Origin of the sequence: Streptomyces sp. NPDC059989 (genome assembly GCF_042736975.1) — a bacterium.
In the GTDB taxonomy this organism is placed as follows: Bacteria; Actinomycetota; Actinomycetes; order Streptomycetales; family Streptomycetaceae; genus Streptomyces.
Map to the genome: position 1 here is coordinate 15823 of NZ_JBHWUO010000034.1, position 12765 is coordinate 28587.

General features: G+C 73.6%; 10 protein-coding genes and 1 tRNA gene. 4 read left to right on the forward strand and 7 right to left on the reverse strand.

Going from position 1 to position 12765, the window contains the following annotated elements; genetic code table 11:
- Window positions 1-17 precede the first annotated feature (17 nt).
- A complete protein-coding gene (locus ACFWBN_RS26930; RefSeq protein ID WP_385179974.1) occupies window positions 18-2561 on the forward strand; it encodes an ATP-binding domain-containing protein in 2544 nt (847 codons plus the stop codon).
- Window positions 2562-2619: 58 nt separating this feature from the next.
- On the opposite strand, the gene ACFWBN_RS26935 is transcribed toward ACFWBN_RS26930, so the two are convergent.
- Complete coding sequence (locus ACFWBN_RS26935; RefSeq protein WP_385179977.1) at window positions 2620-3279, reverse strand: hypothetical protein; 660 nt, start codon at window positions 3277-3279, stop codon at window positions 2620-2622.
- A gap of 47 nt (window positions 3280-3326) precedes the next feature.
- Here ACFWBN_RS26935 and ACFWBN_RS26940 point away from each other — a divergent pair, with 47 nt between their 5' ends.
- Window positions 3327-3515, forward strand: coding sequence for a DUF5703 family protein (locus tag ACFWBN_RS26940; protein WP_073774709.1), 189 nt, complete (start codon window positions 3327-3329; stop codon window positions 3513-3515).
- Between the two features lie 41 nt (window positions 3516-3556).
- Here ACFWBN_RS26940 and ACFWBN_RS26945 read toward each other — a convergent pair whose 3' ends face one another.
- The 3 genes from ACFWBN_RS26945 to ACFWBN_RS26955 form a co-directional block, all read right to left on the reverse strand.
- Entirely contained in the window at window positions 3557-4372 is an 816-nt protein-coding gene (locus ACFWBN_RS26945; RefSeq protein ID WP_385179981.1) for a chaplin, read from the reverse strand.
- A 152-nt stretch (window positions 4373-4524) separates the two neighbouring features.
- Window positions 4525-4758, reverse strand: coding sequence for a chaplin (locus tag ACFWBN_RS26950; RefSeq protein WP_385179984.1), 234 nt, complete (start codon window positions 4756-4758; stop codon window positions 4525-4527).
- A gap of 136 nt (window positions 4759-4894) precedes the next feature.
- Window positions 4895-6220, reverse strand: a complete 1326-nt coding sequence (locus ACFWBN_RS26955; RefSeq protein WP_385179987.1) for a M20/M25/M40 family metallo-hydrolase — start codon at window positions 6218-6220, stop codon at window positions 4895-4897.
- 168 nt (window positions 6221-6388) lie between these two features.
- Here ACFWBN_RS26955 and ACFWBN_RS26960 point away from each other — a divergent pair.
- A tRNA-Leu gene (locus ACFWBN_RS26960) sits at window positions 6389-6473 on the forward strand.
- Between the two features lie 184 nt (window positions 6474-6657).
- Window positions 6658-8214 carry a serine/threonine-protein kinase gene (locus ACFWBN_RS26965; protein WP_385180142.1) on the forward strand — a complete coding sequence of 519 codons (1557 nt, stop codon included), beginning with the start codon at window positions 6658-6660 and terminating at the stop codon, window positions 8212-8214.
- Between the two features lie 72 nt (window positions 8215-8286).
- Here ACFWBN_RS26965 and ACFWBN_RS26970 read toward each other — a convergent pair whose 3' ends face one another.
- The 3 genes from ACFWBN_RS26970 to ACFWBN_RS26980 form a co-directional block, all read right to left on the reverse strand.
- Entirely contained in the window at window positions 8287-9726 is a 1440-nt protein-coding gene (locus tag ACFWBN_RS26970) for an amino acid permease (RefSeq protein WP_385179990.1), read from the reverse strand.
- A 218-nt stretch (window positions 9727-9944) separates the two neighbouring features.
- Entirely contained in the window at window positions 9945-11489 is a 1545-nt protein-coding gene (locus ACFWBN_RS26975) for an APC family permease (RefSeq protein WP_385179993.1), read from the reverse strand.
- 83 nt (window positions 11490-11572) lie between these two features.
- The gene (locus ACFWBN_RS26980) at window positions 11573-12520 is read right to left on the reverse strand and encodes a hypothetical protein (protein ID WP_385179996.1); all 948 of its coding nucleotides are present in this window, start codon (window positions 12518-12520) and stop codon (window positions 11573-11575) included.
- Window positions 12521-12765 lie beyond the last annotated feature (245 nt).

Sequence of the window (12765 nt, forward strand, 5' to 3'; positions counted from 1 at the left end):
GCACGGAGGACACCCCCATGACCAGAGCCGAAGCACCGGGGGCGGCCATGCATGCCGACTCGGCCGAAGCGGGCGGCGGGGTTGCAGGGGCGCAGCCCCAGACCCCCGAACCGCCGACGGCCACCGTCTCCGTCGGCGAGTCCGGCGCGCAGCGCCTTGAGTCCGCCGCAGGCGGAGACGGCCGCCCGGCGGCGGAGCCGGCCGCCGCAGGCGGCGGGGACCATGGGTCGGCGGCGCAGCCGGCGGAAGCGGCCGAAGGCCCCGTCCGCGGCGAAGCCGAAGAGCGGGGTCCAGGGGCGGAGCCGACCGCCGCAGGCGGCGGGGACCATGGGTCGGCGGCGGAGCCGGCGGAAGCGGCCGAAGGCCCCGTCCGCGGCGAAGCCGAAGAGCGGGGTCCAGGGGCGGAGCCCCTGGTTTCGGGAAGGGGCGGGGTGGGGGAAAGCCCCGCAGGGCCCACCCCGGAGGCCGAGGCCGAGGCCGACGCGGAGCTCGGGGCCGACGCCGAGGCTGGGGCCCAGGCCGAGGCTGGGGCCGACGCCGAGGTCGAGGCCGGGGCTGGGGCCCAGGCCGACGCCCAGGCCGGGACAGAGGCCGACGCCGGGGCGCAGGCACAGCCCGTGCTCAGCGAGGCCGAGGCCGAGTTGGCGGCGCAGAAGGTCGAGCGGGAGCGGATCGCCCGGCGCAAGGCCGAGCGGGAAGGGCCCGTGGACGCCGGAGCGAAGCTCAGCGGGAAGGCCGCCGATCTGCTGGCCGCCGTACGGGCCGTGGAGAGCGGGGAGAAGCCGCCCGCCCTGTACTTCGACGAGGCCCCGGCCGCGCCGCGCAAGGCGGCCCCCGCTCCCCCGCCGGCCCGCAAGCCGGCCCCGGCACCGGCCGCCACCACCGCCGCCCCCTCCGCCGACGCCGTCGACTCCGTCCGCGCCGTCCTGACCCGCGGCGGCGCCCCCGAGACGCTGGCCGCCCCCGCCGCCGCGGCCCTCGGCGACGGCGCCGCCGAGCAGCTCGCCGAGGACCCCTGGCGGCTGCTGGCCGTCCCCGCCGTCCGCCCGACCCAGGCCGACGGCTTCGCCCGCGCCCTCCTCGGCCCCGAGGCCGGTCCCGGCGACGAGCGCCGCACCACCGCCCTGGTGGGCTGGCTGCTGGTGCAGGCCGGGCTCAAGGGGCACACCGCGCTGGAGGCCCCGGTCCTGGAGAAGGCCCTGGCCCAGTACGGCGTACCGGACCCCGCCGAGGCCCTGGAGCAGGCCATCGGCGAGGGCACGGTGCTGGTCTTCCACGAGCCGCTGGGCGCCCCGGTGCCGGAGGGCGAGGAGCAGCCCGTACGGATCCTCGTGGGCCTGGAGGGTTCCGCGATGGCCGAGGAGAGCCTGGCCGACGGCCTGGCCCGCATCGCCAACACCTTCGACGGCCCGGCCGACTGGGAGAAGGCCGCCGCACCGGGAGGACCGGGCGCCGAGCTGATCCGCGCGGTCGCCGCGCACGGCCTGGTCGCCCACACCGGCGGCGAGGCCGCCCGCGCCGAGCCGCTCGCGCTGCTGGCGGCCGCCCGGGAGCTGGGCCTGCGCGCCTGCCTGGCCGCGCACGCCCCCTCCGCCGAGGGCGTCACCGTCGCCGGGCTGCTGTCGGGCACGGAGGGCCCCGGCCGGGATGCCGACGGGCAGTTCGCGCTGGACCTGCTGCTCGTCCTCGACGCGCCCCAACTCGACGTGGAGACCGCGGCCGCGCTGGTGGAGTCCGTGCCGGACGGGGCCCGGCTGGTCCTTTCCGGAGACCCCGGTGTGCTCGGTTCCGCCGGGGCCGGGCGGGTGTTCGCCGATCTGCTGGCGGCCCCGGCCTGCCCCCAGGTGGTCTCCCGCGTCCCGGACCCGGGCCCGATCGGCGAGCTGGTCTCGGGGATCGGCATCGGCGAGCTGAACCAGGTCGACGCCCCCGGCAAGGAGGTCGTCATCGTCCCGGTGCGCGACGCCGGGGAGGCCGTGCACCGCGCCGTGCAGCTGGTGGCCGAGTCGGTTCCGCGGGCCTTCGGGATCCCGGCCGACAGCGTGCAGGTGATCACCCCGGGCCACGGCGGCTCCGCGGGGACCCGGGCACTGAACGCCGCCCTCAAGGAGCGGCTGAACCCCGGCCCGGGCCGGTTCGGCGGCTTCGACCCCGGCGACCGCGTGGTCCACGTGCCCTCGCCCGGGCGGGCGCTGCCGGCCCGGGTGGTGTCGGCCGATGCGGAGGGGCTGCACCTGGACCGCGCGGGCGCACGGGTCGTCGTACCGAAGGAGCTCGTGGAGTCCCAGGTGCGGCACGGCTGGGCGGTGACGGCGCACCAGGCCGTCGGCGCGCGCTGGCCCGCGGTGGTCGTCGTACTGCCGGGTGACGCGGCGCAGGCCCTCTCGCGGGACTGGGTGTACACGGCGTTCGGGCGGGCCGAGCGGCACCTGTCGGTGGTGCACGGCGTGGACCAGGCGCTGCCGCACGCGGTGGCGGAGGTGCTGCCGAAGCCGCGTACGACCCGGCTGGCGGGCCTGCTCTCGGCCCTCGCGGCGGCGGCCGGCGAGCAGCCGCAGTAGCCGGAGCAAGCAGCCCGGGAACGGCCCCGCCCCGCGTCGGGGCGGGGCCGCTTCCGGATCAGGCCGGGGTCAGCCCCGGCTCCGCGGCCTCGTCCGCTCCCTCATCTTCGTCCTCGTCCTCGTCCTCGTCGAAGACGGCGCTGACGTCGAAGCGGTGCAGCACGTCCTCCGGATCGGTGTGCTCGAAGGGCGAGCCCAGCCACTCCCCCGGTTCGGCCACTTCCTCCAACGCCGCGATCCAGAGCGTGGAATCGCCCTCCTCCAGCCCGAACTCCTTGTAGCGGGAGGCGATCTCGTCGGGCTCGTACTCCCCGAAGAGCACGCCCAGCGCGCCGGCCGTGCCGCCGTCGTGGACGAGTTCGGCCTCGCGGTCGTGCGCGGCGACCCGTTCGGCCTGGGCGATCAGCCGCGGCGGCTCGACCACGGCGTAGTCGCGGCGGATGAGCACGCTGAAGGCGGCGGGCTCGGTGGGGCCGGTGTACGGGACACCGTCCTCGGGCGTGGGGATCTCGAAGGGGGTGACCTCGTCGTAGCGGTCGTAGAGGAGTTCGTCGTACTCCTCGGCCGCGGCGGCGAGCTCGTTGAAGGCGGCGTAGACCTCCGGATCATCGTCCCCGGTCCTGCGCTCGACCGCGGCGAGGTGGCGGTCGAGCGCGGCCTTGACCGCCTCGGCGGCGGCGCGTACCTCGGCAACAGTGGGCAGAGCGGCATCAGACATAGGGCAGACGCTATCCGTAGCAGGGCTCTGCCCGCACAATAGATGCGATGCCGGAATACGAATTTGTCGACGTGTACGTGCCTCGCGGGGTTCCCCGCAAGGAGGCGACCCGCCTGCTGACCGACCACGCCGAGTACGGGAACTGGGAGCTCGACCGCCTGTCCCTGCACCGGGACGGCAGCCGCCGCGTGCGGTTGCGCCGCCGGATCATCCGCCAGGTCCGCGCGACCTGGTGACGCGGGCCCCGCGCCGGCGGGGCCCGCGTCGTGAGTGTCCGTCAGGCGGCGTTGCGGGCGCGCCGGTAGAGCACGGCGCCGCCCAGCAGCAGGCCGCCCGCGAGCGGGAGGCCGGCGGTGAGGACGTCGCCGGCACCCGTGGCGGCGAGACCGGCCGACTGGCCGGGGGTGCCGTCGCTCCCGCCGGTGGCGGGGCCGGGGTGCGTGACGGGGGTGACGGAGCCCGTGCCCGGGCCGGTGCCGGTGCCGCCGCCCGGAGTGCCGGGGTTCTGCCCGTGGCCGGGGGTCTCGGTACCCGGCGTACCGGGAGTACCGGGAGTCCCCGGGTACCCCGGCGTGTGGCCGCCCGGCGTACCGGGGTTGCCCGGCGTGTGCCCGCCCGGGGTGCCGGGATTGCCCGGGTTTCCGGGGTTCTCCGTACCGGGCTGGCCCGGGTGACCCGGGTTGCCGGGGTTCTCCGTACCCGGGTTGCCGGGGTTGCCCGGGTTCCCGGGGTGTTCCGGATGGTCGTCGCACGGCTCGTCGCCGCCGCCCGGGTGTCCGGGGTGGCCCGGGCTGCCCGGGTGCCCCGGGTGTCCGGGGTGTTCCGGCTTGCCGCCGTGGCCCGAACCGTTGAAGCAGTGGTTTCCGAAGGCCGGATTGAGGCCCCCCACCACCGTGACCGTGTTCCCGCACGCGTTCACCGGTGCGTCCACGGGCGCCTGCACGGTGTTCCCGGACAGCAGTCCCGGAGAGTTCGCGGTATGCCCCGAGGCGCCGGAGTCCGCATGTGCGTACCCCCCGCCCATCGCGAGGACACCGCCCGCGGCAGCCATGGTGATCAGGGTCTTCCTGGTGGCCTGTGCCGGTCGTCGCATCTGTACTCGTCCCCTGGTGTGTACGTATCGCTCGACGTACAGGCCGTACGAGGCTCCCCCGCCTGGTACGCCGAAACTGAGGTTTCCGGGCCGGAAAGCCCGGCGGCCCCGGAACGCTGGCGTGCGTTCCGGGGCTCAGGACTTCAGACGCGTCAGGCGTTGACGCAGGTGTTGCCGAAGGCCGGGTTCAGCAGGCCGATGATGTTCACGGTGTTGCCGCAGACGTTCACCGGGATGTGGATCGGGACCTGGACGACGTTGCCGGACAGGACACCGGGGGAGCCGATGGCCGCACCCTGGGCACCCGCGTCGGCGACAGCCAGACCCGCACCCGCGAGAACCAGGCCACCCGTGGCAGCCGCAGCGGCTACAACCTTCTTGATCATTGTTCCTCCTAGTAGGCAATGCGGTCCCAGCCGCGGACCGCACCACCTGTAACGAGGAGGGATCACCGGGGCTACGAGCGTATGAGCGCATTCACTCTTCTCAGTGGTTTGCGCACACCTCTGCGATTCCCGGCCGTTAGGCGTTGTCGATGAATCGGTCGAGGACCCGAACGCCGAACTTCAGACCGTCCACCGGCACCCGCTCGTCCACGCCGTGGAACATCCCGGCGAAGTCCAGTTCCGGCGGCAGTTGGAGCGGCGCGAAGCCGAAGCAGCGGATGCCCAGGTCGTCGAAGGACTTGGCGTCCGTACCGCCCGAGAGCATGTACGGGACGGCCCGCGCGATGGGGTCCTCGGCCTTCAGGGCGCCCTGCATGGCATCGACCAGACGGCCGTCGAAGTCCGTCTCCAGCGCCTTGTCCCCGTGGACGTCCTCCCGCTTCACGCGCGGGCCGAGGATCCGGTCGAGGTCGGCGAAGAACTCGTCCTCGTAGCCCGGCAGGAAGCGGCCGTCCACGTGGGCCGTCGCCTGGCCGGGGATGACGTTGACCTTGTAGCCGGCGCCGAGCATGGTCGGGGCCGCCGAGTTGCGCAGGGTGGCGCCGACCATCTTGGCGATGCCGCCGAGCTTGGCGAGCGTCGCGTCCATGTTGTCCGGGTCCAGGGGGGTGCCGAGCGCGTCCGAGAGCTCGTCCAGGAAGCTCCGTACGGTCTTGGTCACGCGCACCGGCCACTGGTGGCGGCCGAGGCGGCCCACGGCCTCGCACAGCTCCGTGATGGCGTTGTCGTTGTTGGTCATGGAGCCGTGGCCCGCGGTGCCCTCCACCGTGAGCCGCATCCAGTGCATGCCCTTCTGGGCGGTCTCCACCAGGTACAGCCGCAGGTTCTCGTTCACCGTGAAGGAGAAGCCGCCGACCTCGCCGATGGCCTCGGTGACGCCCTCGAAGAGCTCCGGGTGCTTGTCGACGAGGTGCCGCGCCCCGTAGACGCCGCCGGCCTCCTCGTCGGCGAGGAAGGCCAGCACGATGTCCCGCGGGGGCTTGCGCCCGCTGCGCATGCGGTCGCGCACGACGGCCAGCGTCATCGCGTCCATGTCCTTCATGTCGACGGCGCCGCGGCCCCACAGGCAGCCGTCGGCGATCTCGCCCGCGAAGGGGTCGTACGTCCAGTCGGCCGCATTGGCCGGAACCACGTCGGTGTGCCCGTGGATCAGCAGTGCGGGCCGCGAGGGGTCCTCCCCCTCGATCCGCGCGACGGTCGAGGCCCGCCCCTTGTGCGATTCGAAGATCTGCGGCTCCAGCCCGACCTCGGCGAGCTTCTCGGCCACCCACTCGGCCGCCTTGCGCTCGCCGGGGCCCGAGTGGTCTCCGTAGTTGCTGGTGTCGATCCGGATGAGGTCCCGGCAGAGGTCCACGACCTCGTCCTCGCCGGAGACGGTCCTGCCCGCGCTCGACTCGCTCACGCTGCTTCCTCCCACTGATCAGTACCGAACTGCCCCCATCCTCCCGCTCCGGGCCGCTCCGCCCAAGGGCGATCCCCGGTCACCGGGGGGTGTGATCGAGGACCCCGGAATGTTTGGTAATGTTTTCCACGTCGGAACGGCCCGCGAGGGACGCGAGACAGACACCTTGTCCGGGTGGCGGAATGGCAGACGCGCTAGCTTGAGGTGCTAGTGCCCTTTATCGGGCGTGGGGGTTCAAGTCCCCCCTCGGACACAGAGCAGGAACCCCACTTCGGTGGGGTTCTTTGCGTTTGCGGACCGCGGTGTATCGCCCGCCCGGTACGGCATCATGGCCGTGACCGGCGGACGGGGGGAACAGCGTGGCGCAGGACGGTCCGGGCAACAGCACGGTGATCGGTGGCCGTTACCGGCTTCAGGAGCGGCTCGGCCGGGGCGGCATGGGGACCGTCTGGCGGGCCGCCGACGAGCTGCTCGGGCGGCCGGTGGCCGTCAAGGAGCTCCATGTCGACGCCGGTACGCAGGCCATGGGGGCCCTGCGGGAGGCGCGGGTCGTCGCGCAGATCCGGCATCCGCACGTCGTGGTCGTGCACGACGTCGTGGAGCACGAGGGGATCCCCTTCATCGTCATGGAGCTCGTCGACGGCGGCTCGCTGGCCGACCGGCTCGCCGGCTCGGGGCCGCTGACCCCGGGCGAGGCGGCGCGGCTCGGGCTCGCGCTGCTCGGTGCGCTGGGGGCGGCGCACGACCGCGGTGTGCTGCACCGGGACGTGAAGCCGGCCAATGTCCTCGTGGAGGCGGGTACGGGGCGGGCGGTTCTGACCGACTTCGGGATCGCGCGGCTCGCCGGGGCGACGACCATCAGCGAGAGCGGGGCCTTCGTGGGCTCGCCCGAGTACACGGCGCCCGAGCGGATGCAGGGCGCGGAGGCCGGGCCCGCGGCCGACCTGTGGTCGCTCGGTGTCCTGCTGTGTGCGGCCGTGGCCGGCGAGTCGCCCTTCCACCGGGATTCGATCGGCGGGATCCTGCACGCCGTCGTGTTCGACGAGATCCGGCCGCCGGAGCGGCTGGGGCCGCTCGTGCCGGTCGTACGCGGCCTGCTGGAGCGGGATCCGGAGCGGCGGCTGGGCGCGGCGGAGGCGGCGCGGATGCTGTCGGCCTGTGCGGCGGGCGCGGACGGGGCGGAGCCGCTGCCGGTCGCCGCGTACACCCCGACCGAGCGGGTCACCCGGCCCGCCGGCCCGCTGCCGGCGGAATCCGGGCGGCGGCGGGCGGCGCTGCGGGTGGGGCTGGTCGCGGCGCTGATCCTCGCGACGGTCGGCGGCACGGTGACGGCGACCACACTGCTGGGCGACGACGGGAAGTCGGGGAAGGGGTCCGGTGGGACGGCGGGCGCCGCCGGCCCGTCCCTCTCCGCGTCCGGGTCCGTGTCCGCGTCGCCGTCGCCGTCCTCGTCCTCCGCTTCCCCTTCCGCTTCCCCGTCCGGATCGGCGTCCGTGTCGCCGTCGGCCGTGGCCGTCGGGTCGGTGCGGCCCGCGCCGGCCGGGTACCGGATCGTCTCGGACGTAGAGGGCTTCAGCCTCGCCGTACCGGCCGGATACCGGCGCAGTACCGACGACCAGCGGGTGTTCTACGGGTCGCCGGACGGGTCCGTGCGCATCGGGATCAAGATGACGGCGCCACCGGCCGGCGGGCCGCTGGGGGCGATGCGGCGCTCCGACCAGCAGGGCCCGGAGACCAATCCGGGCTACCGGGACAACAAGGTCGTCCCGACGACGCACGACGGGCTGCCGGCCGCCCTGTGGGAGTTCACCTGGGACGGCTTCACCGCGGCCGAGGGCGCCCGGCACACCTTCGACGAGTGCTGGGAGCAGGACGGGGTGCTGTACGACGTGTGGGTGTCGGCGCCCGTCGGCCGGTCCGCCGAGGCGCGCGGCTACTTCGACGCGGCGCTGGACTCCTTCGTACCGGCCGGCCGGGGCTCCGCCCGGCCCTGACGGCCCGGGACGTGCACGAGGGCCCCGCCGCCCGGAGCGAGTCCGGGCGGCGGGGCCCTCGGGGTTTCGGTGTCAGCCGCGGGAGGCGGCGAGTTCGGCGACCCGGCGGCGGACCAGGAACCAGCCGCCGACCAGGGCGGCGCCGATGACCGGGACGCACATCACCGTGGTGCGGCCCACGCCGCCGTCGCACCACATCAGGACCAGCACCGTGAGGAGGAAGGCCAGGGTCACGAGCTGGGTGTACGGGGCCCAGGGCAGGCGGTAGGACGGGCGCTCCAGCGTGCCCCGCTGTGCCCGGCGCCAGAAGTGGAGCGAGCAGATCATGACCATCGCCCAGGTGCCGAGGATGCCCAGCGAGGCGAAGTTCAGGACGATCTCGAAGGCGTCCTTGGGCATCAGCTTGTTCAGGCCGACGCCGGCCAGGCCGAAGGCGGCGGTGAAGAGGACGCCGCCGTAGGGGACCTTGCCCTTGTTCATGAGGCCGGTGAACTTGGGGGCCGAGCCGGAGAGAGACATCGAGCGCAGGATGCGGCCGGTGGAGTAGAGGCCGGAGTTCAGGCTGGAGAGGGCTGCGGTCAGGACGACCAGGTTCATGATGCCCGCGGCGCCGGGGACGCCGAGCTTGTCGAAGACGGTGACGAAGGGGCTCTGGTCGGAGGAGTACGCCGTGTACGGGAGCAGCAGCGCGAGCAGGACCACGGAGCCGACGTAGAAGAGGCCGACGCGCCACATGATCGAGTTGATGGCCTTCGGCATGATCTTCTCGGGGTTCTCGGTCTCGCCGGCGGCGACTCCGCAGAGCTCGACGGAGGCGTACGCGAAGACCACGCCCTGGATCACCAGGAGCATCGGCAGGACGCCGGAGGGGAAGAGTCCGCCGTTGTCGGTGATGTTGGCGAGGCCCGGGGTGCTGCCGCCGATGTCGTGGCTGGTGGCGACGAGCCAGATGCCGACGATCAGGAAGACGACGAGGGCGGCGACCTTGACGAGCGAGAACCAGAACTCCATCTCGCCGAAGTACTTCACCGAGATCAGGTTGGCGGTGAGGACGATGGCGAGGGCGATGAAGGCGAGGACCCACTGGGGGACGTCGGTGAACAGCGACCAGAAGTGGGCGTAGGTCGCGGCGGCGGTGATGTCGGCGACGGTGGTCGTCGACCAGTTCAGGAAGTACAGCCAGCCGGCGGTGTAGGCGCCCTTCTCCCCCATGAACTCGCGCGCGTACGAGACGAAGGCGCCGGAGGAGGGGCGGTAGAGGACGAGCTCGCCGAGGGCCCGTACGACGAAGAAGGCGAAGACTCCGCACACCGCGTAGGCGATCGCGAGGGAGGGGCCGGCGCCGGCGAGGCGGCCGCCCGCGCCGAGGAACAGGCCGGTGCCTATCGCCCCGCCGATCGCGATCATGTTGATGTGGCGGGACTTGAGGTCCTTGCTGTAGCCCTCGTCGCCGGCGTCGACATGGCGGGAAGACGCCGGGGCGGTGGCCTCGGTCAAGGTGCGGTCACTCATGTATGACTTCGCCTTCGTGGGTGGGACAGGCAGGTGCGGACCGCCGTGCAGGGGAGCTGGGTGGTGTCCCCTGTGCTGCGGTCCGGTGGTGTGGTCGCCCAAATAGACCATGGGGTTCCGCTACCCGCCAAAATCGGCCCCGTAAGCACCGAAGCCCCCGACGACCTTGGAAAGGGGTGTCGGGGGCTTCGTAGGGGCTGGAAAGCGAGGTCTGCCGGTCAGTCTCCCGGGGTGGCCGATGCCGCCTGGTCGAGGCGGAAGGCCTCGTTCCCGAGGCCGATGCGGGCGTGCACCTCGGGGCGGCTGCTGCGCAGGACCACTCCGTAGACCAGGCCGATCACCACGGCGGCGCCGATGATCCCGGGCAGGGCCCAGCTGAGCGCGGAGCCCTCCTCGGCCCCGACCAGGACGCCGAAGTCCTTGACGGTGTAGACGGCGATGCCCAGGAGCGCGAGGCCGGCCGCGCCGGCCGCGACGAGCCGCCAGACCTGGGCGCCCGCGGTGCCGCGGCGGACGAAGAAGGCGATGACGGCGAAGGAGGCGGCGGCCATGAGAAGGGTCACGCCGAGGGCGCCGACGCTGCCCATCCAGGTGAACAGGTGCAGGACGGGGGCGGTGGGGTCGCCGGCGGGCAGGTCGTCGGTGACGGCGAAGGCGATGACCACGACGGCGGCGATGCCGGTCTGGAGGAGGGAGCCGGTGCCGGGGGCGCCGGTGCCGGCGTTGGTCCGGCCGAAGGCGGCCGGGAGCAGGCCCTCGCGGCCCATGGCGAAGGCGTAGCGGGCGACCACGTTGTGGAAGCTGAGCATGGCCGCGAACATGCCGGTCACGAAGAGCACGTGCAGGACGTCCGTGAAGGTGGCGCCGAGGCGGTCCTGGGTGAGCTGGAAGAGCAGGCCGGGGCCGGCCTCGGCGGAGGTCTTGACGACCTCGGCGGGGCCGGTGGCCACGGTGAGGGCCCAGGCGCTGAGGGCGAAGAAGAGGGCGACGAAGCCGACGGCGAGGAACATCACCCGGGAGACGACGATGTGCGGCTTGCTGGTCTCCTCGGCGTACACCGGGGACTGCTCGAAGCCGACGAAGGCGGCGATGCAGAAGCACAGGGCGGTGCCGAGGCCGGGGCCGCTGAGGGTCTCGGGGTTGAAGGCGTGCAGCGAGAGGCCTTCGGCGCCGGGCTTGCCGAGGGCGGCGAGGTCGAAGACGACGACGAGGGCGCACTCGATGAGGAGGAGGACGCCGAGGACCTTGGCGTTGAGGTCGATCTTGAGCCAGCCGAGGGCGCCGGTGGCGGCGACGGCGAGCAGGGCCGGTATCCACCAGGCGAGTTCGATCTGGAGGTAGGTGGCGAAGAGGCCGGATATCTCGAAGCCGAGGATGCCGTAGACGCCGACCTGCATGGCGCTGTAGGCGACGAGGGCGACGAGGGCGGCACCCGCGCCGGCGGTGGGGCCGAGGCCGCGGGCGATGTACGCGTAGAAGGCGCCGGCGTTGTGGACGTGCCGGCTCATCTCGGCGTAGCCGATGCTGAAGAGGGCGAGGACCAGGCCGAGGATGACGAAGAGGAGCGGCTGGCCGACGATGCCCATGACGCCGAAGGTGGTGGGCATCACGCCGGCGACCACCATCAGGGGCGCGCTGGCGGCGAGTACGGAGAGGAGCAGGCCCGCGGTGCCGAGGCGGTCGGCGCGCAGGGCCCGGTCCTGGCCCTTGTACGTGCGGATCTCGGCCGGGTCCTGGAGCGTGGTGGATCTGCCCGTCGGCATGGGGGCGTCCTTTCGGGGGCGGGGTCTCTCGGGGGGTCTCTCGGGGGGCGGAGGTTGATGCGTTCGGGGTGGGACGTCGGGCGTCAGGCGGTGCCGAGTGCGGCGCTGCGCGCGGCGAGGAAGGCCTTGTGCGGGTCGAGGTCCGGGTAGGACCAGGGGGCGCGGGTGGCGTGGCGGCCGATGCGGTGGAAGAGGGCGGCGGCCTCGGCGGGGCGGCCCTCGCAGAGCTTGGCGTGGGCGAGGAAGTTGAGGTCGACCCGGTTGCGGGGGTGGTCCTCGCGCTCCCATTCGAGCCACCAGTCGAAGGCTGAGCGCAGGACCTGGCGGGCGCGCCGGCCGGACCAGTGGGCGGCGGCGCTGTCGGGGTGGTGGCCGTGCCGGGCGGCGAGCACCCGGTAGCGCTCGGCGTGCGCGATGACGGGGAGCACGGCGAGCGGGGAGTCGGCGGGGGACTCCTCGGCGGCCCAGGCCGCGAAGTCGTAGACCTCGTGCAGCGGGTCCTGGCCGGCGCCGGGGGTGCGTTCGGCCAGCTTGGCGACCATCAGGTGGTGGGCGTGGTGGTGCTCGCGGTGGCGGGCCCGGACCTGGTCGAAGTGGCGGCTGAACTCCTCCTCGGTGCCGAAGGCGCGGGAGAGCAGGAGCAGTCCGAGCCAGGGGGTGGGGTCGGCGGGGAGCAGGGCCGCGGCGCGCCGGCAGGCCTCCTCGGCGGCGGCCGGGGTGCCCTTGCGGCGCAGGGCGCCGAAGACGGCGGCGCAGGCGAGGAGGGTGGCGGCGTCGGCGCTCTCGGGTTCGGCGAGGAGCCATTCGCGGGCCCAGGCGGTGGCCGCCGGGGTCTCGGCGAGGACGACCACGCGGTGGCCGCGGCGGTCCCAGTCGTCGCCGGTGCCGACGAGCAGGGAGCGGGCCCGTGACCAGCGGCCCTGGGTGAACTGCGTGCGTACGTCCACGAGTTCGGCGTCGCAGAGGGCCGGGTCGAAGAGCTGGGCATCACGCTTGCGAGCGCGGCCGAGGGGCGGCGGAGGCGGGGACATCCGCGGGTTTCCCTCCAGGACGCTGGCGGACGGGGACGGGGTGAGCGTGTGGGAGCCGGTCGAGCGGTGAACGGCGAGCGGTGGCCAAAAACATGCATGGTGCACGCGAGTGGCGCGACCGGCCGGTCGGGCCGGGCACGGCGGAGATCGTGCCGGTGAGCGCACTCGTGATCACGGACAGCAAAGCGGTACGCACAGCTCCGAGTCAAGGTCCAGTCCAGCGCGTGGCGGGTTTCAACTGCTGT

Excerpts from the sequence above, each read along its gene's own strand:
- ACFWBN_RS26930 (WP_385179974.1), top strand. The coding sequence starts at position 18 with ATGACCAGAGCCGAAGCACCGGGGGCGGCCATGCATGCCGACTCGGCC.
- ACFWBN_RS26980 (WP_385179996.1), bottom strand. The coding sequence starts at position 12,520 with ATGTCCCCGCCTCCGCCGCCCCTCGGCCGCGCTCGCAAGCGTGATGCC.
- ACFWBN_RS26975 (WP_385179993.1), bottom strand. The coding sequence starts at position 11,489 with ATGCCGACGGGCAGATCCACCACGCTCCAGGACCCGGCCGAGATCCGC.
- ACFWBN_RS26935 (WP_385179977.1), bottom strand. The coding sequence starts at position 3,279 with ATGTCTGATGCCGCTCTGCCCACTGTTGCCGAGGTACGCGCCGCCGCC.
- ACFWBN_RS26950 (WP_385179984.1), bottom strand. The coding sequence starts at position 4,758 with ATGATCAAGAAGGTTGTAGCCGCTGCGGCTGCCACGGGTGGCCTGGTT.
- ACFWBN_RS26940 (WP_073774709.1), top strand. The coding sequence starts at position 3,327 with ATGCCGGAATACGAATTTGTCGACGTGTACGTGCCTCGCGGGGTTCCC.
- ACFWBN_RS26965 (WP_385180142.1), top strand. The coding sequence starts at position 6,658 with ATGGGGACCGTCTGGCGGGCCGCCGACGAGCTGCTCGGGCGGCCGGTG.
- ACFWBN_RS26945 (WP_385179981.1), bottom strand. The coding sequence starts at position 4,372 with ATGCGACGACCGGCACAGGCCACCAGGAAGACCCTGATCACCATGGCT.
- ACFWBN_RS26970 (WP_385179990.1), bottom strand. The coding sequence starts at position 9,726 with ATGAGTGACCGCACCTTGACCGAGGCCACCGCCCCGGCGTCTTCCCGC.